20 protein-coding genes are annotated in these 24,107 nt (G+C 68.0%); 5 read left to right on the forward strand and 15 right to left on the reverse strand.

Translation table 11 applies throughout. The features are described 5' to 3' along the window. Nucleotides 1-35 precede the first annotated feature (35 nt). The 6 genes from LH400_RS23135 to LH400_RS23160 form a co-directional block, all read right to left on the reverse strand. Nucleotides 36-1,508: a M81 family metallopeptidase gene (locus tag LH400_RS23135; RefSeq protein WP_229155831.1), complete on the reverse strand. Its 1,473-nt coding sequence runs from the start codon at nt 1,506-1,508 to the stop codon at nt 36-38. Further along, nucleotides 1,505-2,497 (reverse strand): CobW family GTP-binding protein, encoded by a 993-nt coding sequence (locus LH400_RS23140; protein ID WP_229155832.1) that lies wholly within the window; start codon nt 2,495-2,497, stop codon nt 1,505-1,507. Before LH400_RS23140 ends, LH400_RS23135 begins: the two co-directional genes overlap by 4 nt. Further along, nucleotides 2,494-4,020 carry an amidohydrolase family protein gene (locus LH400_RS23145; RefSeq protein WP_229155833.1) on the reverse strand — a complete coding sequence of 509 codons (1,527 nt, stop codon included), beginning with the start codon at nt 4,018-4,020 and terminating at the stop codon, nt 2,494-2,496. Before LH400_RS23145 ends, LH400_RS23140 begins: the two co-directional genes overlap by 4 nt. A 69-nt stretch (nt 4,021-4,089) precedes the next feature. Then, complete coding sequence (locus LH400_RS23150; protein ID WP_229155834.1) at nt 4,090-5,079, reverse strand: TRAP transporter substrate-binding protein; 990 nt, start codon at nt 5,077-5,079, stop codon at nt 4,090-4,092. Nucleotides 5,080-5,098: 19 nt separating this feature from the next. Continuing rightward, complete coding sequence (locus LH400_RS23155; protein WP_229155835.1) at nt 5,099-5,632, reverse strand: TRAP transporter small permease; 534 nt, start codon at nt 5,630-5,632, stop codon at nt 5,099-5,101. Between the two features lie 11 nt (nt 5,633-5,643). Further along, nucleotides 5,644-6,930 (reverse strand): TRAP transporter large permease, encoded by a 1,287-nt coding sequence (locus LH400_RS23160; protein ID WP_229155836.1) that lies wholly within the window; start codon nt 6,928-6,930, stop codon nt 5,644-5,646. A 167-nt stretch (nt 6,931-7,097) separates the two neighbouring features. Between LH400_RS23160 and LH400_RS23165 the strand changes: the two genes are divergently transcribed. The 3 genes from LH400_RS23165 (at nt 7,098) to LH400_RS23175 (ending at nt 9,624) form a co-directional block, all read left to right on the forward strand. Further along, nucleotides 7,098-7,868, forward strand: a complete 771-nt coding sequence (locus LH400_RS23165; protein ID WP_229155837.1) for a TetR/AcrR family transcriptional regulator — start codon at nt 7,098-7,100, stop codon at nt 7,866-7,868. 111 nt (nt 7,869-7,979) lie between these two features. Beyond that, nucleotides 7,980-8,327 (forward strand): RidA family protein, encoded by a 348-nt coding sequence (locus LH400_RS23170; RefSeq protein ID WP_229155838.1) that lies wholly within the window; start codon nt 7,980-7,982, stop codon nt 8,325-8,327. A 58-nt stretch (nt 8,328-8,385) separates the two neighbouring features. Next, nucleotides 8,386-9,624: an NAD(P)/FAD-dependent oxidoreductase gene (locus LH400_RS23175; protein ID WP_229155966.1), complete on the forward strand. Its 1,239-nt coding sequence runs from the start codon at nt 8,386-8,388 to the stop codon at nt 9,622-9,624. A 45-nt stretch (nt 9,625-9,669) separates the two neighbouring features. Here the strand turns inward: LH400_RS23175 and LH400_RS23180 are convergent, their stop codons facing one another. The 8 genes from LH400_RS23180 to LH400_RS23215 all read right to left on the reverse strand — a co-directional run bounded on the left by LH400_RS23180 (nt 9,670) and on the right by LH400_RS23215 (nt 20,756). Continuing rightward, nucleotides 9,670-10,734 (reverse strand): phosphotriesterase family protein, encoded by a 1,065-nt coding sequence (locus tag LH400_RS23180; RefSeq protein ID WP_229155839.1) that lies wholly within the window; start codon nt 10,732-10,734, stop codon nt 9,670-9,672. A gap of 1 nt (nt 10,735) precedes the next feature. Then, entirely contained in the window at nt 10,736-12,049 is a 1,314-nt protein-coding gene (locus LH400_RS23185; RefSeq protein ID WP_229155840.1) for an aspartate aminotransferase family protein, read from the reverse strand. A 28-nt stretch (nt 12,050-12,077) separates the two neighbouring features. Further along, the gene (locus LH400_RS23190; RefSeq protein ID WP_229155841.1) at nt 12,078-13,589 is read right to left on the reverse strand and encodes an amidase; all 1,512 of its coding nucleotides are present in this window, start codon (nt 13,587-13,589) and stop codon (nt 12,078-12,080) included. A 485-nt stretch (nt 13,590-14,074) separates the two neighbouring features. Next, the gene (locus LH400_RS23195; RefSeq protein ID WP_229155842.1) at nt 14,075-15,445 is read right to left on the reverse strand and encodes an FAD/NAD(P)-dependent oxidoreductase; all 1,371 of its coding nucleotides are present in this window, start codon (nt 15,443-15,445) and stop codon (nt 14,075-14,077) included. Then, nucleotides 15,424-15,741 carry a (2Fe-2S)-binding protein gene (locus LH400_RS23200; protein ID WP_229155843.1) on the reverse strand — a complete coding sequence of 106 codons (318 nt, stop codon included), beginning with the start codon at nt 15,739-15,741 and terminating at the stop codon, nt 15,424-15,426. Before LH400_RS23200 ends, LH400_RS23195 begins: the two co-directional genes overlap by 22 nt. After that, the gene (locus LH400_RS23205; protein ID WP_229155844.1) at nt 15,738-17,720 is read right to left on the reverse strand and encodes a hydantoinase B/oxoprolinase family protein; all 1,983 of its coding nucleotides are present in this window, start codon (nt 17,718-17,720) and stop codon (nt 15,738-15,740) included. The genes LH400_RS23200 and LH400_RS23205 overlap by 4 nt, the downstream gene beginning before the upstream one ends. A gap of 7 nt (nt 17,721-17,727) precedes the next feature. Then, the gene (locus LH400_RS23210) at nt 17,728-19,770 is read right to left on the reverse strand and encodes a hydantoinase/oxoprolinase family protein (RefSeq protein WP_229155845.1); all 2,043 of its coding nucleotides are present in this window, start codon (nt 19,768-19,770) and stop codon (nt 17,728-17,730) included. Nucleotides 19,771-19,859: 89 nt separating this feature from the next. Beyond that, nucleotides 19,860-20,756: a LysR family transcriptional regulator gene (locus tag LH400_RS23215; RefSeq protein ID WP_229155846.1), complete on the reverse strand. Its 897-nt coding sequence runs from the start codon at nt 20,754-20,756 to the stop codon at nt 19,860-19,862. A gap of 120 nt (nt 20,757-20,876) precedes the next feature. Here LH400_RS23215 and LH400_RS23220 point away from each other — a divergent pair, with 120 nt between their 5' ends. Next, nucleotides 20,877-21,989, forward strand: a complete 1,113-nt coding sequence (locus tag LH400_RS23220) for an NAD(P)/FAD-dependent oxidoreductase (RefSeq protein ID WP_229155847.1) — start codon at nt 20,877-20,879, stop codon at nt 21,987-21,989. A gap of 11 nt (nt 21,990-22,000) precedes the next feature. Here LH400_RS23220 and LH400_RS23225 read toward each other — a convergent pair whose 3' ends face one another. Continuing rightward, nucleotides 22,001-23,326, reverse strand: a complete 1,326-nt coding sequence (locus LH400_RS23225; protein ID WP_229155848.1) for an NAD(P)/FAD-dependent oxidoreductase — start codon at nt 23,324-23,326, stop codon at nt 22,001-22,003. A 230-nt stretch (nt 23,327-23,556) separates the two neighbouring features. Here LH400_RS23225 and LH400_RS23230 point away from each other — a divergent pair, with 230 nt between their 5' ends. Then, nucleotides 23,557-24,045, forward strand: a complete 489-nt coding sequence (locus LH400_RS23230; RefSeq protein WP_229155967.1) for an Lrp/AsnC family transcriptional regulator — start codon at nt 23,557-23,559, stop codon at nt 24,043-24,045. Nucleotides 24,046-24,107: the final 62 nt, after the last annotated feature.

The following is a 24,107-nucleotide window of genomic DNA, read 5'->3' on the forward strand; positions in this document are numbered from 1 at the left end:
TAGGCGTCTCGCGTCGCCCGGATCGATCCGGCAGATTACCCCCCGAGTTCGAAAGGGTCCGAAACTCTCGGCCAATAGGGCGCGACCCGCTTTCTGTACGGGATCGCGGCATAGTCCGGCGCGACCGCTCCGGGGGCGGCGACGTAGCGGACCGCGCGCGCGATCGGCGCGAAGGCGGCGTAGAAGTGCTGGGTGGACTTCACGATTACCAGGTTCTTGTCTCCAAGCTCGCAGCCGAGCCCCGTAAAGGCATCCGGCGCGAAGGTCTGCTGCCGGACGGAGACGAGGATGATGTGGATGCCGTCTGCTTCGACCCAGACGCTCGGTCCGAGTTCCGCGCGACCGCCGCTGAGCCCGGCCTGGCTGTGGCTTTCGGACATGCCGCGCACCGTCACGGTGAGATCGACGGGATCGCCGGAGGCGGGGCCGAGCTTGCCGCCGATGCGCAGGTCGAGCGTCGCTCCGACACCGGCCGTCCGGCAGATCTCCACTGCGCCCCGATCCCAGTAGCAGCCGGTGGCGACATCGCGGACGCCGCGCTCGACCAGACGGCGCAGGATCGCGGTGCTGTCCGACGGGGCGCCGCCCCCGGCATTGTCGGCGACGTCGGCAAGCACGAGTGGCCCCGCACCGCCCATCGAATCCATTGCCGCGTCGATCCCCTCGTCGATCGTATCGTAGGGGGTTCGCGTCGCCTCGCGCAGCGACCAGATCTCCTCGCCGAGGGAGCGGGCGAGCGCGGCGGCCTTGGCCTCGTCACCGTCGGCGATCACCAGCATCTTCGCGCCGACATCGGCGACGTCGCCCCAGGGGAAGCCGTGGCCGAAGGACACCGAGAGGATGCCGTCCTGTCCTTCAAGGGCCTCCATCCGCCTGACGAAGGATCGCATCGGCTCCTCGGAGGTGCGCCACATGGCGATCATCCGGCAGTCGTAATAGGCCATGACCGGCGCGATCTCGCCGCGCTTCGCGGCGGTACAGAGGCGGTAGAGTTCCCGCGCCCGGTCGGGGATGTCCGTATGCGGATATTCCTTGAAGGTGACGATGGCATCGGCGCTCACCCGAATCTCTTCGGTCAGGTGGCAGTGGAGATCGAGCTCGATGCCGATCTTCGCGCCCGGCCCGACGATCTCGCGCACCCGCGCCAGCGTGTCGCCCTCGCAGTCGTCGTATCCCTCCGCGACCATGGCGCCGTGCATGAAGAGGAGGACGACGTCGACGGGCATCGCGGCCTTCAGGTCGGCCAGCAGCGTATCGCGAAGCTCCTCGTAGACATGGCGCAAGGTGATCCCGGCCGGCTGGGCGAAGGTGGAAAGGCTTTCGACGACGCGGTGGCCGTCCCCCTCGCCCATGGCGCGCCATTCGATCAGCGGGATATTGCCGAGGCGCGGCGGCCGGCGGCTGCCGTCGTTCCTGAAATATTCGCGCTCGCAGAATGCCGCCCGGCCGGTGGGGATCGGCGAGAACGTGTTGGTCTCGGTGGCGAGCGCCGCGATGAAGATGTTCATGTCTGCCTCCTGCCCGTCGTCCATGTCTCGCCGCCGCGGGCTCCCGGAACCGCGTCGCCGGCTCCGCCCAGACCATCGAGGACGAGCCGGGCCGCCTCGGGGTCGAAGCGGGCGCGTTCCCCGATCAGGACGAGGCGGCACCCGGTCTCGCCGGAATGATCCGCGGCCGGTGCGAGAGAGGCCCGGCTTCCGACCATCTGGAACAGCAGCGTGCGGCCGGGCTGCTCGCGAAACCGGAGAAAGCCCTTCGCCCGGGCGAGGTCCGGCGCGAGCCGGCCGATCGCGGCCTGGAAGGCCGCCATCGGCACGGCCGACCCGCAGCGCCATTCGAGGGTCTCGAAACGGAAGGCGCGCGTTGCGGACGGAGTGTCGGCAGCCGGTTGGCGCTCGCGCTCCGCGGACGGCGCGAACAGGACGTCCAGCGGCAGGCCCTCCCGGTCCGGATCGAAGATCAGCCGCTTCGTCTGCCTCGCAAGCGCAGCGCGCAGCTCCGCGAGCGCCTCGGCATCGAGGTGCTTCGTCTTTGCGAGGAACACGAAATCCGCCGCCCGCAACTGGGCGAGCCAGAGTTCGTCGGCCCGCCGTTCCGGACCGCCCGAGACGTCCTCGGCGTCCACCACGCAAAGGACCGCATCGAGATTGGCGCTTTGCCAGATGACCGGATCGAGCAGCGCCTCGACGATGCCGCGGGGATCGGCGACGCCGCTCGCCTCGATGACGATCGCATCCGGCCGCGGCCTGCGGGTCAGGACCGTCTTAAGCGTGCGCAGGAGATCGCCCTGCAGCGAGCAGCAGATGCAGCCGTTCTTGAGCCCGATGACGCCGTCGTTCGCCTCGGCCAGGATCTCGGCATCGATGTTGATGGAGCCGAAGTCGTTGACGATCGCCGCGATGCGGCGGCCGTGTCCGGCCTGGAGGATCGCGTTGATCAGCGTCGTCTTCCCGGCGCCGAGAAACCCGGTCACCAGGAGGATCGGAACGCCGCTCACCGCGGCTCGCGCCGCACCGGCCGCCCGGGCGCTGCCGCGCGATCGAGCTCTCCTCCGGCGATGACGGACTGACCGTTGACCAAGACGTGCACCATGCCCTCCGACGCCCGGTTCATTTCCTCGAAGGTCGCCCTGTCGGTCACCGTCTCGGGATCGAAGACGACGATGTCCGCGTCGCATCCGGGCTGCAGCCGCGCCTTCTTCGTCATCTGCGGCGCGCAGCCCTCGATCACCCGCGCGGGGATCAGCGTGCATTTCGCGATCGCCTCCATCAGGGAGACGGCGCCGCGCTCGCGCACATATTGGCGCAGGAACCGCGTGAAGGTCCCCGAGGAGCGCGGGTGGGAGGAGACTTCTTCCGGCAGCGGCCATTCGTCCCCGAAATAGAGCGAGCCGTCCGGCAAGCTCCAGGGCACGGCGTCCGAGGCGATCGCGCCGCCGGGATAGTTGATCGACACGTCGAGAAGCTCGCGATGGCGATCGTTCGCCTCGACATCGAGGAAGTGCCAGAGCACGAGGTCCGAGGGGTCCCTCTCCCGCGCCGTCACGAGATCCCCGACATCGGTGAAGCGATGGCCGTTGCGCACCAGCTGGATGGCGTCGTAGCCGGTTCCGGTGCGCTTGGTGAATTCGGGATCGGTGAAGAACCCGGCTCCGACCACCGTCGAGCCGGTGCCGTAGGGATAGGCCTCGACCGTCACTGGCAGGCCCTGCGCCTGCGCCCGCTTGAGGATCTCGGCGGCGCGCTCGATATCCTGAAGGCTGGTCGAGTTCAGATGGCACACATGCATATGCGCGCCCGTCGCACCGGCAAGGCCGATGAGCCGCACATAGGATTCCACCGCGCTTTTCGGATCGATGTTCGAGGCGTAGGGAATGTGGGTGTAGGTCGGGCAGCCGGCCTCATAGGCCTGATCGCAGATCCGCGTCAGCTCCTTCAGGCCCGCTCCCGGCGCATAGCCATTGGGAATGCCGATGCCGATCGCGCCCTCGTCGAGGCCCTCGCGGACCAGCGCGACGATCTCGTCGACCTCGCGGTCCTCGGCCACCTCCACCGACCAGCGCATGTCATCCGATCCCGCGCCCATGAAGGCGATGGAGGACTGGCTGGCGTCGAGGTCGAGGCCGATCATCACGGATTTGCGCGCGAACAGCCAGGCAGCCGCCGTGCCGTAGTTCAGGACGCGGCCCATGCGGGCATGGACGTCGTACCATTCGCCCACCGGCAGGGCGCCGACTTCGAGTTCCAGCGTGGTGGTGACGCCGTCGAAGGCCTGCATGCGGTCGGCCGGGACGGACTGGCCGTGGGCATGGAGATCGACGAAGCCGGGTGCGACGACGAGGCCGCGGGCTTCGATGACGTGGCTGGCGGGGCCAAGATCCAGGCCGATCGCCACGATCGTGTCGCCCCGGATCGCGACGTCGGCAATCTCGTCCCGGCCGCTTTCCGGATCCATGACGCGGCCGCCCCGGATCACGATGTCGAACATGCCGTCACCGGCCTCTTCTCGGTTCAGTGCCATCTCGATCCATCCGCGGCTAATCGAAGTGAAGCCGGGGAAGGCAGCAGCCCTCCCCGGTCTGAAGCCCGTCTACTGCGCGTAGCCGTCGACCATCTTGACGATCTCGTCCACACGGGCCGGATCCACGTTCGGGACGTCCTTCGACATGTCGGACGTCGCGTCTCGGAAGGTCTTCAGCTCTTCAGGCGTCGGTTCGTAGACAGCGATACCGGCGTCCTTGAGATCTTGAACCTGCCGGTCATGCACCTTCGGCACCCAGTCGAGAACGTCCTTCAGCGCGGCGTCGGCGGCCTCCGTCACCTGCGCCTTCTCTTCGTCCGAGAGGCCGTCCCACCAGGCACGCGAAGCGAGCGCGACGCGCATCGACGGGAAAACGCGCGCATCGGTCGCATTCGTGAACAGGTCGGCCTGGCCGAAGGTCAGGGGAACGCCGAGAGGGTTGACATAGCCGTCCGCGACGCCGGTCTGGATCGCGTTCGGCACTTCGGGGAACGGAATGACGACGCCGGACGCGCCGAGATTTCTGAAGAGCACCATCTGCGACTCGTCGAGCGCACGCATGCGCAGGCCCTTCATGTCGTCGGCGGTCTTCACCTCCTTCTTGTTGTTGAAAATCGCCATGAAAGGGCCGAGCGGGACGATAGACAGCACATGCAAGCCGTCGCCTGCGAGCTTTTCGTTCACCGCCTTGACGAAGTCCGACTCCGTCATGAACCGGGTATACTGTTCCTGGCTCTGGAACAGGTAGGGAAGGCGCAGAACGAACATGTCCGGATCGAACTGGACGGCCTTCTGGTAATCCGACATCGAGACGTCGAGGATGCCCGAGCGGATCTGGTCGAGGCGCTCGTCCTCTCCGCCGATGGTGTTGACAGGGAAGGTCTCGGTCTCCCAACCCTTCTGGTCGAGCGTCTCGATGAAGGTGCGCGCCCAGCGCGCGGTGCCGGAATTCTCCAGATCCTGAACGCTGTCCTCGGCGAGACTGACATGTTGTGCCAGGGCCGGGCTCGCCAGCATCAGGCCGAGGAAGGCGCAAGTCGTCAGCAGTGATTTCATCATGGTCTCCGGTTGCGTTTGGCTAGATTCCGATTTCGAGGTCGCTCTCGATGGCATCCGTTCGCGCCGATCCGTCGGCGTAGAGCGAGAGGCTGAGAAGGCCGGACAGACCGTGCAGGCACGTGAGGATCGCGGACACCGGCAGCGCCATCGCCATCCAGGCCGTGGAGATGTGCAGGCCTTCCGACGGCCGGTCGATCTGGCGCAGGACGAACGGGTAGGAGAACCAGATGACCGGCAGGAAGAACAGCCACGCCGCAATGAAGCGCGAAACGATCTGCACCTTCTGCCGGCCGGGGTGATCCTTCGGAGGATTGACGATCGCGGGATCGGTGCGCGTGTGGAAGGCGACGGTCGCCCCGAGGAGCCCGCCCCAGACCATTAGCCAGCGCGCCAGCTCCTCGGTCCAGAACGGCGGCGAGTGGAAGATGTAGCGGGCAACGACCTGGAGCAGCACCGTCAACAGCATGCCCAGGAACAACAGGGCCGACAGGACTTCCGCCGCCAGGTTGAGCCGGTCGGACAGGGCGTGGAACATCATCGCCAGCTGCTTCATCGCCGGTCCTCTCAGTTCACGTAGCCGAGGGCTCGTGGGAGGACGAGCGTGATTTCCGGCACATAGGTGAGCACGCCGAGCAGCACGAGCTGGACGGCGAGGAAGGGGAGCGCCGCCCTGGCGATCGCCCAATAGGGCGCGTTGCTCACGGCGGAGACGACGAGGAGCGCGGCACCGAAGGGCGGCGTGACCATGCCGAGCGTCAGATTGACCACGATGACGATGCCGAGATGGATGGGATCGGCGCCGGAGGCGATCGCGGGCGGCACGAGAAGCGGTACGAACAAGGCGAGCGCGACCGGCACCTCGAGAAACATGCCGGCGACGAGGAAGATGCCGTTCAGGAGCAGGAGATATTTCCAGCCCTCGAGCCCGAGCGAATCCAGGAGTTTCGCCAAAGCGAGCGGGATCTGCTCGATCCCCGCCAGATAGCTGAAGATGGCAACGGCGGCGAGAAGGATGAAGATCGAGCCCGACAGCGAGGCCGTCCGCTTCAGCGCCTCGTAGAGCGCCGAGACCGACATCGAGCGGTAGACCATGCCGGCCAGGATGGCGCATAGCACGGCGACCGCCGCAGCCTCGGTCGGCGTCGTCACGCCGAAGATGATGCCGCCCATGATCACCAGCGGGATGACCAGCGCCGGCACTGCCCGCACGAATCGGTTCCCGAACTCGGCGAGATCGACGCTTTCGCCGCGCGGGTGGTCGTGCTTGTGGGCGAGATAGCCGTTGGCGAGGAAGAGAACCACCGCCATCAACAGCCCGGGCACGATGCCGGCGATGAAGAGCGCCGTGACCGAGGTCTGAACCAGCGCGCAATAGAAGATCATGATGATCGACGGCGGAATGATCGGCCCGATGACCGAGGACGCCGCCGTGATCGCGCCGGCATAGCTGAGCGAATAGCCCGACTTGTGCATGGCCGGGACGAGCGTGTTGGAGATGGAGGCCGCATCGGCGACGGCGGAGCCCGAGATCCCGGCGAAGAACACCGAAGTCAGGATGTTCACGTGCCCGAGTCCGCCCTTCAGACGAGCGGCGATCGACATGGCGAAATTCAGAAGCGCCTCGGTGACGCCGGCCCGGTTCATCACCTCTCCCGCCAGGATGAACAGCGGCATGGACATGATGGAGAACAGGTCGATGTTGGCGATGATCCGCTGCGGCACGGCCGCGAGAAACCGGCCACGGTCCGCGGCGATGAAGCTGGCGATCGAGGCGGCGCCGATCAGATGCGCGAGAACCGCCCCGGTCATCAGGAGTGCGGCGGACACGAAGAGGATCGGCAGTGCTGCCATCAATCAGGCCTCTTGCGCGAATCCGCACATGCACGGACCGCGGGTGGTAAATCTCTGTCTGCCGCGGCTATCCTTCCTCGGCTGAAGGCAGCATGCATGTTAATTGTACTTCGTGCAATTGTGCAGCTGCGGTTTTTTTGTGCGCGCCTTTTTTCGAGCAGGAAGTGATGGCCAAGAGGGAAAACAACGGCGCGAGCGCGCCGGCGAAGGATCGGGCGCAGGCGTCCCGCCAACTCGGGCGCGCGGCGGCGGTCGGCCTGACGCGCGAGCGGATCGTCTCCGCGGCGATCGACCTGATCGACCGCAACGGCCTCGATGCCCTGACGATGCGCGAGCTGTCCCGCCAGCTCGACGTCTATCCGACCGCCATCTACTGGCATATCGGCGGCTCCAAGGCCGACCTCTTCTCCGAGATCGCCGGCGAGCTGACCGCCGGCATGATCGGCCCGGAGGACATCTGCGCCGACTGGCGCGACACGCTGCGCCTGTTGTTCCGCCGGTTTCGCGAGCGCGTCCATCGCCATCCCAACGCCGCACCGCTTCTCGGCGCGCAGATGCAGTCGAACGGCGCCCCGAACGCGCATTGGGTGGAAATCATCCTCACCGCGCTGAGCCAGGCCGGCTTTCGCGACCAGGCGATGGTCGATGCGTTCAACGCGCTGGTCGGCGGGCTGGTCGGCTTCGTCACCATGGAACTTGCGCCGGGACCCGCGGAACAGACCGTCGAATGGGAGAGAAGCTTCGAGACGCGGCTCGAAGAACTCGACGAGGAGCGCTTTCCGCTGACCCGCGCGACCCTGCCGCTGATGCGGAACAGGGCCTTCGTCATGCGCTGGAAGAACGGCTCGGAGGCTCCGCTGGATACGGGATTCGACGCGCTCCTGGAGTCGCTGCTCAAGGGGCTCGAGCTGCGCGCCGCGGCAGACATGGCGTCGTAATCTTGCAGGGCGGGTGCGGCGATTCGGGCGTTGCCGTTAATTGTACGACGTGCAATAACCGGCCGGTTCGATGATGGTCCGTCCGACCGATTGCGATCCAGGAGGCTTTAGATGTCCGCACCCGCCCTTCCCTTCTCCAAGGTCCGCCGCGTCGGAACCACGGTCTATCTCTCCGGCGAACTGGGCCTTCTCGACGACGGGACCGTGCCGGCCGGAATCGAGGCGCAGACCCGCCAGACGCTGGACCGCATCGCCGCCACCTTGAAGGGCGAAGGCCTGTCGCTTTCCGACGTAGTCTCCTGCACCTGCTACCTCGCGAACAAGGCCGACTTCGCTGCCTTCAACGCGGCCTACAAGACCTATTTCGCCGATCCGCTGCCGGTGCGCACCACCGTCGAGGCCCCGCTGATGATCGACGCCCTGGTCGAGATCACCGTGATCGCCGCCGCCTCGGCCTGAGGCTCCGGCGGTTTAACACCAAGCCCAGAGCGCGTTTGCAACCATGAGCGACAGTCAGATGGCCGATGTGATCGTCCTCGGGGCCGGCATGGTCGGCGTGTCCTCGGCTCTGGCGCTTCAGGCGCGGGGCCGGTCGGTCCTGCTCGTCGACCGCCGCGAGCCGGGGCGCGAAACCAGCTACGGCAATGCCGGGATCATCCAGGCCGAGGCGGTCGAGCCCTACGCGATGCCCCGGGATCTGGCGACGCTCTTCCAGATCGCGCTCAACCGCGACAACTCCGTGCGCTACAGCCTGCGGGCCCTGCCGGGCGTCGCGGGAAGCCTAGCCCGCTATTTCTGGCATTCCGCGCCGAGCCGCCACCAGGCGATCTCGGCTGCCTATTCCAAACTGGTGGAACGGGCGACGACCGACCACGCACCGCTCGTCGCTGCGGCGGGCGCCGATAACCAGATCAAGCGAGAAGGCTTTCGCCAGGCCTATCGCAGCGAGGCGGCGCTCGACGCGGCGTGGACGGAGGCCGAGAGGCTCGACCGCGACTATGGCGTTCGCGCGAGACGACTGGGCGGCGCCGAGCTCGCGACGGCGGAACCGGTTCTCGAGCGTCCGCTTGCCGGTGCCGTGCACTGGATGGACTCGTGGACCTGTTCCGACCCGGGCGGACTTGTGACGGCCTATGCGGAGCTCTTCGAGCGGCGCGGCGGAACCATCACGACCGGCGACGCCCTGTCGCTCCGTTCTGAGGGCAAGGGCTGGCGGATCGAGACGCGCGACGGACCGGTTTCGGCGCGGAACGTCGTCGTCGCTCTCGGGCCGTGGTCGCCGGATCTCCTCCGCCGGTTCGGCTACCGCATCCACATGGTGAAAAAGCGCGGCTACCACGCCCATTACGCCTGCGAGCCGACCCTGAACCTGCCGATGATGGACGTCGCCAGCGGGGTGGTTCTGTCCCCCATGAGGACCGGGCTGCGGATCGCGACCGGCGCCGAGCTGACGGCGATGGGCGCCCCTTCGGCGCCGCGGCAGCTGGCCGTCGCCGAGGCTGCCGTCCGCGAACTCCTGCCTCTCGGCAAACGGGTGGAAGACACGCCGTGGCACGGGACGCGGCCCTGCCTGCCGGACATGCTGCCGCTCGTCGGCGAGGCACCACGCCATCCCGGCTTGTGGATGAATTTCGGCCATGGGCATCAGGGCTTCACGCTCGGACCGACCACTGCCGCGCTCCTCGCGGACGCAATGGATGGCGCCGAAGACCCGCTCGCGCGCATGCTCGCCCCGACCCGGCTGAAGGCGATCTGACCGAGTTTTCTCGCGTTACAGCGAAAGCCGACGAACCCCCGGTTCTCAGCTCGGCGAGACGAAGGTCAACAGGCGTTTCGGCGTCTCGACGAGGATCGTGCGAATGTCCTCCTCGCTGAAGCCGCGCCGGCGCATCAGCGGCACGACATTGGCGAAGATGTGCTGGTAGCCGTGCCCGCCGAAATGCTCCAGCCGGCCCTTGGTGCAGATATCGTGGCTGATCAGGATCTGGTCGCGATGGCCGCGTTCGATCAGCATCTTCAGCCATTTGAGCCGCATCGCATCGTTCGGCAGGTCGATGTCCGGATTGGGAGCGTAGTGGCTCTCCTCCCAGCCGAAGAGGTCGTATTCGAGGACGCAGCCGGTATCGGCCAGCCGGAAGAGGCGATCGGCATCGAAGATCGTGCGGTCGATATGGCTGATGATCAGCCGGTCCATCGGGCCACCCGCCGCCCGCACGAAATCCGCCACCTCCTGCGGCTGGTCTTCGTGGCGTCCGGGATGGACGTTGAGCGCGGCGCCGCTCGCCCTCTGGGCTTCAATCGCCCCGCGCATCACCCGCTTTTCCTTGTCGGTCCAGGGTGACTGGCAGCCGATTTCGCCGATGATGCCGGCTTTGACGTCGGTATCCCAAGCGCCTTCGAGAAGCTGCGCGATCATCAGCGCCGCGAAGTCGTCGACCGATCTGCCGGCGTTCTCGGCCGGCTGGTACTCGTCGACATAGTAGCCGCAGCCCATGACGATCTGGACGTCGGCGTCCTGCGCCATTCGGCGCAGATGCTCGGGCCGCGGGGCGAGCCCGCCGACGGTGAGATCGACCACCGTCCGGCCGCCCGCCCGGCGCATCTCGCGGAGTTCGTCCGTGACGACGTCCTGGCAGTCGAGGCGGAAGTTGTCGCGGAAATAGCCCTGACCGTAGCGGGCCCGAAAGCAGTTGCACAGATCGATCGGCGCGTCCGAGACGCCGTCCGGGACCGTCTCGGTGCGAAACCGCGGCGCGTTGAGGTCGATCGCCAGATGCTCGTGCATCAGCGTCATACCAAGTTCGCTCGGGTCGATCGGGCCGGTGACGGTCTGGACCTTGCCCGTCAGATTGCTGAACGAGGCCATGTCACGCACTCCAGTCGACGGATTCGAGCACGCTCGAACAGTCGTCGAGGAAGGCGCCCATCGCGTCCAGGAAGCCGTCGATCTCGGTATCGCCGACCGCCAGCGACAGGGCGATCAGCCCGCGCGAGGCGAAGTAATAGCCGCGCTCGGCGAGGGCGAAATGCGCGAGCTTGAGAAGCCGCGTGGCGTCCGCCGGGTCGGCGGCCTGCCCATGGATGTTCATGATCGAGCCCATACCCGTCACCGTGAAGGGCGCGTTCCGGTTCGCAAACAGCGCCTCAAGGCGCGCACGCAGCGCTTCCCCGCGTTCGAATAGCGCATCCAGGTTTGCCGCTGTCAGATAATGCTCTGCCGCGGCGATCCCGGCGGCCATCGTCAGCGTATTGTTATTGAAGGTGCCGGCATGGGAGACCGCGTCGGGCCGGCGCGGGTCGAGCCGCTCCATCAGCGCCCGCCGGCCGCCGAAGCATCCGAAGCCCAGGCCCCCGCCGAAGAACTTCCCGATGGTCGTCAGATCCGGGATGATCCCCAGGCGCTTCTGCATCCCGCCGTCCCCCATGCGGGCCGTCTGGACTTCGTCGAAGATCAGGACGGCGCCGTGTTCGGCGGTCAGGTCCCGGAGCGCCTGAAGAAACGCCGGAGAGGGCACCCGGCAGCCGCCGGCACCCTGCATCGGCTCGACCAGGACGCAGGCGATCTCCGCCCCTTCCGTTTCGAAAAGCGCCCTTGCCGCGTCGACGTCGTCATAGGGGAGAATCTCGAAGTCATGCGGCGCGTTGACCTTGGCGCTGGCCGCACCGAAGGTCAGGAGCCCGCCATGGTAGCCCCTCTCGAACACGACGACGCGCTCTCTGCCCGTTGCGATCTTGGCGAGCGCGACCGCCATCAGATTGGCTTCGGTTCCCGAGTTGCAGAAGCGCAGGAGGTCCATCGACGGAAAGCGGGACGTCAGGAGTTCCGCGAGGCGCACCTCGTACCGATTGTGCGAGGACAGATTGATGCCGTTCGAATGCGCGGCGCAGACGGCGTCCTTCAGCACCGTCGAGGAGTGCCCGAAGATGCCGGCGGTGAACTCTCCCAGAAGGTCGACATAGGTGTGGCCGTCGGCGTCCTCGACACGGCAGCCCTCGCCCGAGACGAAGTAGAGCGGGAACGGGTCCGACCACAGGGAGGATCGCGTGTTCCCGCCCGGCATCACCGCCGCCGCCCGCTGAAGGAGCGCCTGGCTCTCCGGGTTCCGGTCCCGGTAGCGCCGCTCGACCTCTTCCAGAGCGATTGCGATGGCATTCGAGGCTACACCGGATTGCATCGCCATGGAGCTGTTCCCGAAGTGTTTGAGGAGATTACACGCTGCCGGCAGTACCGGCTGCCGGCATGAAGCCCGGCATTCCGGCGATCGGCGGCGCGGCCTTCAGCCGAGCAATGTCGGGGACCGGCCGCTTGAGCGCGGGGTCGGCGGCGAGCAGGCTTTCGAGCTCCGCCGCCATGGCGAGCAGAACCAGATCGCCGCCGCGCGGACCGACGATCTGCAGCCCGAACGGCATGCCGGCGTGATCAAGGCCAACGGGAAGGCTGATCGCCGGATGACCGGCCAGCGTCGGCGCGTAGGCCATCGCCAGCCAATGGTAATAGCTGCGCGTCGGCGCGCCATCGATTGCCGTCGGATAAAGCTCGGTCCAGGGACGCGGGCTGAGCGTGACGGCCGGCGAGACGACGAAGTCGTATTCGTCGTAGAAGGCCTGCCAGCGGCGGTAGAGCGCGGTCTGCAGCTCGAAGCCCTGGGCGATGTCGGCCGCCGAATAGCCAAGGCCCTCCTCGACGTTCAGGCGGACGTTTTCGCCCACGAGGCCCGGATCCTTTTCCATCAGCCGCCGATGCGGTCCCAGGAACAGAACCGCCCGCAGCCGGGCGAAGGCGTCGTCGGCGCCGCTGCAGTCGGGATGCGCGGCATCGGCCGCCTTGAAGACGGACTTGAACCCGTCGAGCTTTTCAAAAAATGCGGCGGCAAGCGCCTTCTCCGTGGGGGCAAAGCCGAAATCGCTTGTATAGGCGGTTTTCAGCGAGGAGAGATCCACGCTCGGAAGCCTGGCGAAGCGATCCAGGCCCGTCATGGGCTCGCCATGGACGGTCCTGGCCAGCGGATCGCGCTTGTCGTCGCCGACGATCGTCGACAGCATCAGAGCCACGTCCTCGACGGTGCGGCCCATGGGTCCGAGCGTCGAAAGCTGCAGCCAGGCCATGCCGCGCAGTTCCGAGGGGACGAGGCCGGCGGTCGGACGAAAGCCGACGATGCCGCAATAGGCGGCTGGATTTCGAAGCGAGCCGCCGGTATCCGAACCGGTCGCAAGCGGAACCATGCCGGTCGCCAATGCGGCCGCCGAGCCGCCGGAGGAGCCGGCGGCGTTCTTCGACGGGTCGAACGGATTGCCGGTGGTGCCGTAGACGGCATTGCGGGAATTGCCGCCGGCGCCCCATTCGGGAACATTGGTCTTGCCCATGACGACCGCGCCGGCCGCCTTCAGGACCGCCACCAGGCGCTCGTCGCCCGCCGCAACATTGTCGCGATGGGCCGGGCTGCCGAAGGAGGTCACCAGCCCCTCTACGTTGACCATGTCCTTGACCCCGAGGGGAAGCCCGTGCAGCGGCCCGAGCCGACCGCCGCGCATCACCGCCGCCTCATGCTCGCGGGCGACGCCTCTGGCTCGGTCGAAGTCGCGCGCGACGAAGGCGTTGATGGCGGGATCGACCGCCTCGATCCGAGCGATGCAGCTTTCGACGAGGTCGACCGGCGACAGCTGCTTGCGGCCGATCAGGCGGCGCGCCGCCACCGCGGGAAGATCGCAGGGTTCCGTCATGAAATCCGCTTCCGCATCTGCGCGCTCCCTGTGGCGATGACAATTTTGAGCGTCATGCACTGCAAGACCGTATCGCACAGGCATAGCGAAGCCGCGCGATATTGTACAGTGTTCAATTGCCCAAGAAATCGCGTAGGGGACGGTCGAAGCGAAAGCCGTGCCCTGCCGGACCGCCACGTAACAATGCGGCCAGGATGGCCGCCGACGCTCCTCTGCTTTCGCAGGCAGGACCGATCTCGGTCCGCACCAGCGAAGCCTTCCTCAGAAGGCGACGCGAACGGCGTCGCCGCAGCCTCGCCACTCTCCGCACCGCTGACACAAGGAGCTAGATCCGCAGGAGCCGCACGCTCGATGCGGATTGCGCAGGTCGCCGACGAATTCTTTCCCCTTGGCGACAGACACGGAATCTGCGCAGCGCCGGAGTTGGCGCATCTGCACCGATCGTCCCGATATCCGTCCGCTTTTGCTGGCGTCGGGTCAGCCTCTCAAAGCTCGGGAATAGACGCGTTCGCCGGCAGCGGCTTGACCGGCGCCTGCGGACGAAGCCATCCGGCATCGGCCACGTCCCCGCCCGCCTGCGCGACGATCTCCGCCGCGGCGGCCCCGCAATAGCGACCTTGGCAGCGGCCCATGCCGACGCGTGACTGTGCCTTTGCCCGGTTGAGTTCGCCAGCGCCGGATCGCTTCAGCGTTTGCCGATACGCGCCGGCGGTCACGGCTTCGCAGCGGCATAGGATCGCCTCATCGGGAAGCGCGGCGCATGCTTTTGCCGGCCAGGGAAAGGCGCGCGAGACTCCGCGCGAAAACCGGTCCAGCCGTTTACGAAGCCGCAGGAGATTGTGAACTTCGGTCGGTGAAGCCGGCAGACCCGCATCCTGCAGGAGAGCAAGGGCCGCAAGGCGCCCCGCCACTTCCGCACCATCCGCGCCGAGGATGCGGGTCCCGTCGCCGGCGAGATAGACGTCCGGACGTCCGGACCGTCCCATCGCATCGACCACGGGGGACCACTGTCGCCAGACGGGGTCGAAGGCGAGGTCGCAGCCGGCGAGTTGAGCCAGCTGGGTTTCGGAGCGCAGATGCCAACCCAGACCCACGGCGCTCGCCTCGGTCCGATGCGAGATGCCCCCGGCGTCACGCCAGCGAACGCCCGTCACACCTGTTTCGTCGCCGAGGATCTCGTCCGGGCGAACGCCCTGGTGCAGGCAGACACCCATTCGCCGCAAGCCGCGCCGCAGGGCGATGCCCCGTGCCAGAAGCCGCGGCCGGGCTGCCAGCCGCGGCAGAGCCGTCACCTGGTCGCGGAGCCGCGAGGTGTCCAACACCGCGGCAACCGCCGCGCCCGCGCTGGCATATTGATACGCGACCAGGAGGAGCAGCGGCCCCGAACCGAGGAACACGACCGGCGAACCGATCGCCACGCCTTGCGCCTTCAGCGCGATCTGGGCGGCCCCCAGCGTATAGACGCCCGGCCGGGTCCAGCCCGGCACCGGCATCACCCGGTCGGTCGCGCCCGTCGCCAGGATCAACCGGTCGAAGGAGAGGACCTCGGCACAGCCGCCGCGCCGCAGGAACAAGCGGTTGCCGGCGAGGCCCCAGACGCTGGTGCCCGGACGATAGTCGACCCGATCTGCCAGACCATCGAAGGCGGCATGCAGCTTCTTCGCCTTTCCGGCCTCCGATCCGTAGAGGGTTTCGGCCGTCCGCCCGAAGCCGGCGGGCGGGCGCCGATAGATCTGTCCGCCGGCGGCCGGTGCCTCGTCGATCACCGTCGGTCTGAGGCCCGAGGCGGCGAGCCTTTCGGCCGCCCGGCAGCCGGCCGGCCCGGCGCCGACGATCACGATGCGCTGGTCGGCCATGTCGTCTCCTGCGGCGGGGCGGTCAGCAGCGCCATGCCCTCGGCCACCGCCGTGTCGCAGGCGCGCAGGCGCCCGCCCTCCTCCGTCCATATCCAGCAGTCCTGGCACGCTGCCATCAGACAGAAGCCCGCCCGCGGACCATCGCCGAATTCGGACCGTCTCAGACTGCCCGCGTTCATCAGGACGGCGGTCAGCACCGTGTCGCCCTCAAGCGCTGCGACGTCGCGCCCGTCGAGCCGGAAGCGGACGGCAGGCCGGCCGGTCTCGGCCAGCCTGACGAAGCGTGGCCGGATCATCCTTTTGCGTCCCCGACATCGGGCACCTGCGGAAAGCGCGCGCGCACCCGGCGATAAGCCTCGGCGACAGCGACCGGCTCCGCCGCCGCCCGGCGCGCGGCGAAGATCTGCGTCTTGACGAAGAAGCGCCAGTGCACCGGCAGGGCCATCAGGATCGCGGTCAGCGCGTCATAGGCGGCGCTGGTCCATGCGCGTTCATAGCCTTCGCGCTCCGGGCCGAAATGGAAGTGCGGCACGGGCTCCGGCCGGGTGCGCCCTGCCCGCAGCGCCTGCGTCGCGTCTTCATCCAGCCGGCCGTCGCGGATTACGACGCCGTAATCGTCGCGGGCGGCCGCCTCGCCGACATAGCCCCGCGCGACGTCGAGCGCGACGCGCCAGGCCTCGCGCTCGAAGGGATCGCCGCGCCCGCCGCCGCCGGCGGAGTGGATCGACAGGATATCGCCCGGCTGCAGGACGGCGATGTCGGTGTTGCCGAGGCGATTTTCCTCCGGGGTACCGGGATTGACCGCCATGTCCGACAGACCGGCGGCACGGCCGCCGAGCACGCCCCAGGGCCGAAAGAACGACCGATCGCGGTTGCGGGCGGTGATGCGCGTGTCCGGCGCGAACACCTGGAACGCCATCTCCGTCGCCAACCCGCCGCGCCAGCGGCCGGCCCCGCCGCTGTCGGGCTTCAGGCCGTAGCGCACGAAGCGGATCGGCGTTTCCGCTTCGGTGATCTCGATCGGCGTGTTCTTCAGATAGGCGGCATCGGCTCCGGAACCGTTGGAGCCGTCGCGATGCGGCATCGCGCCGCCGCCGCCGACGACGGGGTTCACCGCGGCGATCACCGTGCGCTTGCGCCGCTCGTCGGTGGTCATGACGTTGACGATGCAGTTGTTGCCGGCGGGAGCGGCCGGCATTCTCTCCGGCACGGCCTGCGAGAAGGCGCCGAAGATCACCGAGCGCAGCCGCGCGCAGGTCAGGCTGCGCATCCCCACGGCGGCGGGAAATTGCGGATTGAGGACGGTGCCCTCCGGCGCGATGCAGGTGAAGGGTCGCGTCAGGCCCTGGTTCAACAGGATGCCCGGCTTCAGCGTGTAGAGCACGTAGTAGATGCCGACGAGCAGGATGGTGTGGCGCGGATCGCCGCCGGACGGCACGTTGAGGCTGGAGGCGAGCTGCGGATCGGAGCCGGTGAAGTCGAGGATCGCATCTTCGCCCTCGATCGTCAGCGTCAGGTGGAGGCGGCAGGGATTGCCATCGACGCTGTCCTCGTCGGCATAGTCGGAAAAGACGTAGCGGCCGTCGGGAATGACCGACAACACGCCGCGCGCCTGCGCCTCGGCATAGTCGAGCAGGCCGGCGAGCCCCTCGCGGAACGTGGCGATGCCGAACTTCTCGATCATCGCCAGGATCTTGCGCTCGCCGGTGGCGAGCGCGCCGACCAGCGCCTTGATATCGCCGATGTTCAGGTCGGGCTTGCGGACATTCGTCGTCATGATGGAGAGGATCTGCTCGTCGAAGACGCCTTCCTTCATCAGCTTCATCGGCGGGAAGCGAAGCCCCTCCTGATGGATCTCTGTCAGGGAGCGCGAGAGCGAGGCCGGCACCGCCCCGCCCATGTCGGTGTTGTGGATATGGCCTGCGCTCCAGGCGACGATCTCGCCTTCGTGGAACACCGGCTTCCACAGATGCGTGTCCGGCGCGTGCGTGGCGACGTGGCCGCTATAGGGATCGTTGGTGAAGGCGACGTCCCCGGGCCGGTAGTCGTCGATCATGTCGATCGCCCGGCCGAAGGTGAGACCGGGATACCAGGTCGCGCCGAGGTCCAGCGGCACGGCGAAGGTTCTGCCGCCGGGGTCGAGCAGCATCACCGTGAAATCCTGGGTCTCCTTGACGAAGGCCGAATGGGCCGTGCGAAACAGCGTGCGCGCCATGTTCTCGGCCGCGGCGCGGCTGTGATTGGCGAGGACCTGCAGGGTGACCGCGTCGAACATCTCGGACTTACTCCGCCGCTTCCAGATGAATGTTGAGGAAGGCGTCGACGCGCGCCGAAAGCCCCGCGGGAACGGCAAGCGTGGTGTCCTCCTGCGCGACCACGGCCGGGCCGGCGAATGTCGCGCCCGCCTCAAGGTCCGCGCGCAGATAGAGCGGGACGCTCAGCCACTTGCCCGCAAGGAAGACCGAGATGTCCCGCACCGATGAAGCCGGCTGGTCCGCAGGCGCCGACGCCGGAAACTCGACCGGGTCGCTCTCGCCGATCGCGACGAGCCGCAGGTTGACGATTTCCGCCGCGCCGGAGGGATCGTCGAAATCGTAGACCGCACGGTGCTGCCGGTGGAAGGCATCGCGTATCGCCGCCGCGTCGCCCGCTTCGATCCAGCGCCGCGCGACCGGCACCTCGATCTCGAACGACTGGCCGGCATAGCGCATGTCGGCGAAGAGTTCGGTGCGGATCCGGCCGGCAAATTGCTGACCCTCGCGCAGCCAGGTTTCTCCCTCGGCGGTCAGCTCTTCGAGGCTTTGCTCCAGCGACGGCATCGCGAGATCCTCGCAAGGGGAAAAGACCGTGCGGATGAAGTCGCCCTTCAGATCGGCGACGAGGCCACCGAGCGCGCTGACGACGCCCGGCCGGCGCGGGGCGACGATCCGCGTCACGCCGATCTCGCGGGCGAGGAAGCAGCCGAGCATCGGCCCGCCGCCGCCGAACGGCATCAGCGTGAAATCGCGCAGGTCGACGCCCGCCCGCGATGCGAGCTTCTCCACCTCGACGAACATTTCGGAGACCGCGACGTCGAGGATCGCCTCGGCCGTCTCCTCGGCGGTGCGGCCAAGCCGCTTCGCGAGCCTTTCGACGACGCGCACGGCCAGGTCTCGGTCCAGCTGGAACTGGCCGTAGGCCATCGGCGCCTGGCCGAGGATGCCGAGCACCGCCATCGCATCGGTGATCGTCGCCTCGTCGCCGCCGCGGCCGTAGCAGGCGGGACCGGGGATAGATCCGGCGCTTTCCGGCCCGACCTTCAGGACGCCGAACTCGTCGACCCGGGCGACCGAACCGCCGCCGATGCCGATCGAGCTGACGGAGACGGAGGGGATGTAGAGCGGAAACTCGCCGACCGCCTCGCCGGTGCCGAACTGCGGTTCGCCGTCGATGATCAGCGCGAGGTCCGCGGAGGTGCCGCCGACATCGAGCGTCAAGACGTTCCCGAGCCCTGCCTGCCGGGCGAGATAGGCCGCGCCGATCACGCCGGAGGCCGTGCCCGACAGGAGCATGTTGACGCAGGCCGTCTTGCCCTCGGCGGCGTTCATCAGACCGCCGTTGGACTTGGTCAGGAGCGGGCGTGCCGGAACGCCGCGCGAAGCGAGCGCCGCTTCCAGCCCGCTCAGATAGCCGGCGACGCGCGGATGGACGTAGCCGTTGAGGATCGTCGTCACCGAGCGCTCGTATTCGCGGATTACCGGCCAGACCTCGGACGAGGTGAAGACGAAGAGGTCCGGAGCCAGCCGCTCGATCTCCCGCTTCACAGCCCGTTCGTGCGAAGGCGCGACATAGGCGTGCAGCAGCGAGACGATGAAACCCTCGGCGCCCCTGGCGCGGGCGGCCCCGACGATCGGCCCGAGATCGCCGGGCGCGAGCCCTGCCGCTTCGCTGCCGTCGGCGAGCATGCGCCCGGAAATGCCGAAGATCATGTCCCTTTGGACCAGCGGCTCCGGCTGCGCGCAGAACAGCGAATACATGTCCGGCAGCCGCAGCCGCGCGAGCTCCACCACATCCTCGAAGCCGGCATTGGTGATCAGCGCCAGCCGGGCGCCCTTGCGCTGGATGACGGTGTTGAGGCCGATGGTGGTCCCGTGAACGAAAGCTTCGATCGCCTCCGGTACGACGCCCTCCGTCTCCCGCAGCCGCTCGATGCCGGTCAGGAGTTCGCGGCCGGGATCGTCCGGCGTCGTCAGGACCTTCAGCGTCACCAGACGCTGCTCGTCCTGCTCGAGCGCGCAGAAGTCGATGAAGGTCCCGCCTATGTCGACGCCGATCTTCCAAGCCATTTGCACCGCCCCTTTTGTCCGTTCCGGCACGATGCCGCCGGCCGCGCCCGGCGTCCAAGTCGGATGCGCGCATCTCGCATAGGCCGGACTTATGGGGGCGAACCCGAGATCGCGGCGCACACCGCCCGCAGATGATCGCGCAGGCGGTCCGAGGCCGCCGACAGCGCGCGATCGGTGCGGGTGAGGATCGCGACCGGAAGCTGGAAATCGGCGGCGAACGGCCGCGCCTCGACACCTTCGAACTTTCGCCACGGCAGAAGGCCGTCGACGAGCGCGATCCCGAGCCCCTGCTGGACAAACGCCATGGCGGAGAGCGAGACGTCGATCTCGATGTCCGGCCGATAGGCCAGCCCCGCCGCCCCGGCCATGCGAGCAAGTTCGCGGCCGGGGCGCGTGTCCTGGCGATAGGAGATCAGCGGAAAGTCGCCGATCGCCGCGAAATCCAGAGGCTCGCGGCCCGCCAGCGCGTGGCCGGCCGGCATGACGCAGACGATCCCGGCCCGGCCGACCGTCTCGATGTCGAGCCCCGGCCGCGGCCCGTCGTCCATGGCCACGGCGAGTTCGGCATCGCCGCCGAGCACCATCGGCACCAGCGTCTCGACCGGCGCGATCATCGAGCGCACCGTCACGTCGGGCCGGTCGCCGCGGAAGCGTTGCAGGGCGGCGGGAACGAGGCCGATCGCCGGCGGCGGCGATGCGGCGAGGCGCACGAGGCCGGTGCGGCCCTTGCGCATGTCCTCGGTTCGTCGCCGCAATGCGTCGAGCCCAGCGAAGACGTGCTGAGCCTCCGGATAGAGTTCCTCGGCGGCGAGCGTCGGGACGAGACGGCCCTTCACCCGCTCGAACAGGCGAAATCCGAGCTCGTCCTCGGCGTGCAGAAGAACCTGGCTCAGTGCCGGCTGCGAGATGTTCAGCGCCCGTGCCGCGCCGGTCACGGTGCCGGCCCGCATGACCGCGCAGAACACCTCGAGCTGACGTGCGCGCATGCCTTACCTCCGCCCCCGGGCCCATAGGGCGCCCTTATGCCTGCAGCCGCAAGTGCGATTGGACAGCGGGGCCGATGGCGGCGAAGCTCGTCGGTCAGATCGGAAGCGAGGAGGTACGCCATGCGGGTCGTCATCGTCGGCGGTGGATTGATGGGCGCGGCGACGGCATTCTTCCTCGCGCGTCGCGGGATCGGCGTGACGCTGATCGAGCGCGACCGCGTCGGTCAGGCGGCGACCAATGCGAGCTTCGGGAACATCCGCCGCCAGGGGCGCCACCTGCCACAGCTGCCGCTGGCGCATCGCTCGCGGGCGCTCTGGGGCGAGACCCTCGCGCTTCTGGACGAGGATGTCGAGTTCCGCGCCACCGGTCATGTCCGCTTCGCCTTCGACGAGGGCGCGGTCGCCGACATGGAAGCCTTCGCCCGCGACGCCGCCCCCTTGGGCCTGACGCTGGAGATCCTCGGACGCAACGAGCTGCGCGCCCGGTTTCCCTGGGCCGGGCCGGGCGCCATCGCCGCCTCCTTCTCGCCTGAGGACGGCTCGGCCAATCCGCGGCTGATCGCGCCGGCCTTCGCCCGGGCGGCCGCGCGCCTCGGCGCCGAGATCGCCGAAGACTGTCCGGTGACGGCAATCGAAAGCAGCGGCAACGGGCTCCGGGTCGAGACCGCGCGCGGGACCTTCCCCGCCGACGCGGTCCTCAATGCGGCCGGCGCCTGGGGCGCAAGGCTGGCGGAGAGGCTGGGCGAGCCTGTGCCGATCGAGGCCTACGGGCCGCAGATGGGCGTGACGGAGCCCCTGCCCCACCGCATTCTGCCGGTGGTCGGAATCTGGTCGCGGGTGAAGGCGGAAGGGGTCTATTTCCGTCAGGTGGAACGCGGCAACATCGTCTTCGGCGGCGGCAAGCGCGAACCGGTGGCGCTGGACCCCGGCCACGCCAAGGTCGACCCCGCCAACACGCTGGCGCAGCTGCCGCAACTGGCGCGGCTCTGCCCGGCCATCGCCAGGGTGCAGGTCATCCGGACATGGTCCGGCTGCGAAGGTTATACCGGCGACATGCTGCCGGTGATGGGACCGAGCCGCACCGCACCCGGCGTTTTCCACGCCTTCGGCTTTTGCGGCCACGGCTTCCAGCTCGGCCCGGGCGTCGGCGACGTCATGGCGGAGCTGATCGCCACCGGCGAGACCCCCACCCCGATCGCGCCCTACTGCATCGCCCGCTTCGCGGCCGCATGAGAGGGACGCCATCAGAATTCGGAGACCTTGCCCCAGGCGCCGCGCGAAAGGCGCGACAGGGCGTATTGGCGATGCGCGACGCTCGGCCTGTCTCCGGCGACGAGATCGGCGATGAGGCGTCCCGCGCCGGGGCCGATCCCGAAGCCATGTCCGGAAAAGCCGGCCGCGAGCAGGAAACCCTCGGGTCCCGCCTCCGGATCGATCACGGGCACACCGTCGGGCGTCGAATCGATATAGCCGGCCCAGGCGGCCTGCATCGGGATCGTCGCAAGTTCCGGCAGCAGCTGCCGCGCCCGTTCGAGGATCATCTCGATCGCCCGGCGCGAGGGCCGCGGATCGAGGATGCGCATCCTCTCCATCGGCGTCGGCTGGTCGAGCGCCCAGCGCTTCAGCGTCTCGTGGCCGGCCTTGAGGCCGGACAGATTGCCGGGCGAAAGAACCCGCCAGCGCTTGGCGAACATCGGCAGGAAGCTGCGGGCGAAGCGCAGCTGCTGCAGCGTCGGGTCGATGCTCGCCAGGCCGGAGACGGCGAGCGTGTAGCCGCCGTCGCCGCGCCGCGTCACCGACACCGCGGACGTATGCAGCGCATCCGGGATCCCCTTGGCGCCCGGCATCACCGAGAGGATCGGCGAGCGCACCGAGGACTGCGGGAAGGCGATCCCGAGCTGCCGGCAGAAGGAGGAGGCCCAGGCGCCGCCGGCGAGCACGACCTGGCGGGTGCGGATGGTGCCGTGCTCGGTCACGACGGCCGAGATCTTGCCGCCCTCCGTCTCCAGTCCGCGGGCGGCGCAGAACTGGTGCACCGTGCCGCCGCGCCCGATCACGGCGGCGGCGATCATCGGCGCCGCGCGGGCGGGATCGGCGATGCCGTCGCTCGGCGAGAACACCCCGCCCTTCCAGGGCTTGCCGGTGGCCGCACCGCGCGCGCTCGCCTCCGCCGCCGTCAGCATGTGCGTGGTGACGCCCTGCGTTGCCGCGAAGTCGCGCCATTTCGCCCAGCCGGCGATTTCGGCCTCGTCGTCGGAGAGATAGAGCAGGCCACAGCGCCGAAAGCCGAGATCCGCGCCGGTTTCGGCGGAAATTTCTTCCCACAGCGACAGGCTCTGCGTCGCCATCGGCAGTTCGCGCGCATCGCGGTTCTGCTGCCGGCACCAGCCCCAGTTCCGGCTGGACTGCTCGGCGCCGATGCGGCCCTTCTCGACAAGAGCCACCTGGAGCCCACGGCGCGCCAGGAAATAGGCTGCGCAGGCCCCGACGATGCCGCCGCCGATGACGACCACGTCGGCTTGCGCAGGCAGATGCGTGGAGGATTGGATGGTGACCAGTGGGGCGGGCATGTCTCGACTCCTGACGCTCGCGCCAATCTAGCGGGGACGGCGCATGAAGGGTCGACGGATCGGCGGCGTGGCTCGGCATGATCTGCCGCCTTCGACCGGGAACGCGGTAGTTCATTTTCAATCGGCTGGTCCGATATCGGCTTGTCAGTGGCACCGAGTCGGCTCAAGCTGGCGGAATTATCTGCCGTAGGCCTTGCAGCGGAGAGACCATGCTTACCAACGGGACGCGGATGAAGCTCGACATGATCGACGTGAAGATCCTGTGCGAGCTTCAGAAGAACGGGCGCATCACCAATGTGGAGCTCGCCGAGTTGGTGAACCTGTCTCCCAGCCCCTGCCTGACGCGCATGAAGCGGCTGCAGGCCGCCGGATACATCACCGGCTACTCCGCCCAGATCGACATCGGCAAGCTCGGGGAGATTCTGACCGTCTTCACCGAGGTGACGCTGAAGAACCATCGGCATGTCGACTTCGACCGCTTCCAGGCGGCGGTGCGCAAGATCGACGCCTGCGTCGAATGCCATCTGGTGTCCGGCGGCTACGATTATCTGCTGAAATTCATCACCGCCGGCATCGTGCACTATCAGACGATCATCGAAAACCTGCTCGACCAGGACGTCGGCATCGACAAATATTTCAGCTTCGTGGTGATCAAGTCGCCGTTCATCAAGAACCACCTGCCGCTGAACAATCTCTTCGCCGACAAGGTCCCGGCCTAGCCGTCGCGGGCCCGGCGCATTGGTGACGGAGTACGGGCGAGCAGCCGCATGCCGACCGCCGG

It is taken from the genome of Jiella soli (assembly GCF_020615385.1).
Classification (GTDB): Bacteria; Pseudomonadota; Alphaproteobacteria; order Rhizobiales; family Rhizobiaceae; genus VKMB-3413.

Bases quoted from the DNA above. Each gene is read 5' to 3' on its own strand.
- LH400_RS23195 (WP_229155842.1), bottom strand. From the start codon at position 15,445: ATGGCCGACCAGCGCATCGTGATCGTCGGCGCCGGGCCGGCCGGCTGC.
- LH400_RS23205 (WP_229155844.1), bottom strand. From the start codon at position 17,720: ATGTTCGACGCGGTCACCCTGCAGGTCCTCGCCAATCACAGCCGCGCC.
- LH400_RS23135 (WP_229155831.1), bottom strand. From the start codon at position 1,508: ATGAACATCTTCATCGCGGCGCTCGCCACCGAGACCAACACGTTCTCG.
- LH400_RS23160 (WP_229155836.1), bottom strand. From the start codon at position 6,930: ATGGCAGCACTGCCGATCCTCTTCGTGTCCGCCGCACTCCTGATGACC.
- LH400_RS23215 (WP_229155846.1), bottom strand. From the start codon at position 20,756: ATGCGCGCACGTCAGCTCGAGGTGTTCTGCGCGGTCATGCGGGCCGGC.
- LH400_RS23175 (WP_229155966.1), top strand. From the start codon at position 8,386: ATGGCCGATGTGATCGTCCTCGGGGCCGGCATGGTCGGCGTGTCCTCG.
- LH400_RS23200 (WP_229155843.1), bottom strand. From the start codon at position 15,741: ATGATCCGGCCACGCTTCGTCAGGCTGGCCGAGACCGGCCGGCCTGCC.
- LH400_RS23155 (WP_229155835.1), bottom strand. From the start codon at position 5,632: ATGAAGCAGCTGGCGATGATGTTCCACGCCCTGTCCGACCGGCTCAAC.
- LH400_RS23190 (WP_229155841.1), bottom strand. From the start codon at position 13,589: ATGACGGAACCCTGCGATCTTCCCGCGGTGGCGGCGCGCCGCCTGATC.
- LH400_RS23170 (WP_229155838.1), top strand. From the start codon at position 7,980: ATGTCCGCACCCGCCCTTCCCTTCTCCAAGGTCCGCCGCGTCGGAACC.
- LH400_RS23150 (WP_229155834.1), bottom strand. From the start codon at position 5,079: ATGATGAAATCACTGCTGACGACTTGCGCCTTCCTCGGCCTGATGCTG.
- LH400_RS23230 (WP_229155967.1), top strand. From the start codon at position 23,557: ATGAAGCTCGACATGATCGACGTGAAGATCCTGTGCGAGCTTCAGAAG.
- LH400_RS23165 (WP_229155837.1), top strand. From the start codon at position 7,098: ATGGCCAAGAGGGAAAACAACGGCGCGAGCGCGCCGGCGAAGGATCGG.
- LH400_RS23210 (WP_229155845.1), bottom strand. From the start codon at position 19,770: ATGGCTTGGAAGATCGGCGTCGACATAGGCGGGACCTTCATCGACTTC.
- LH400_RS23225 (WP_229155848.1), bottom strand. From the start codon at position 23,326: ATGCCCGCCCCACTGGTCACCATCCAATCCTCCACGCATCTGCCTGCG.
- LH400_RS23180 (WP_229155839.1), bottom strand. From the start codon at position 10,734: ATGGCCTCGTTCAGCAATCTGACGGGCAAGGTCCAGACCGTCACCGGC.
- LH400_RS23185 (WP_229155840.1), bottom strand. From the start codon at position 12,049: ATGGCGATGCAATCCGGTGTAGCCTCGAATGCCATCGCAATCGCTCTG.
- LH400_RS23220 (WP_229155847.1), top strand. From the start codon at position 20,877: ATGCGGGTCGTCATCGTCGGCGGTGGATTGATGGGCGCGGCGACGGCA.
- LH400_RS23145 (WP_229155833.1), bottom strand. From the start codon at position 4,020: ATGGCACTGAACCGAGAAGAGGCCGGTGACGGCATGTTCGACATCGTG.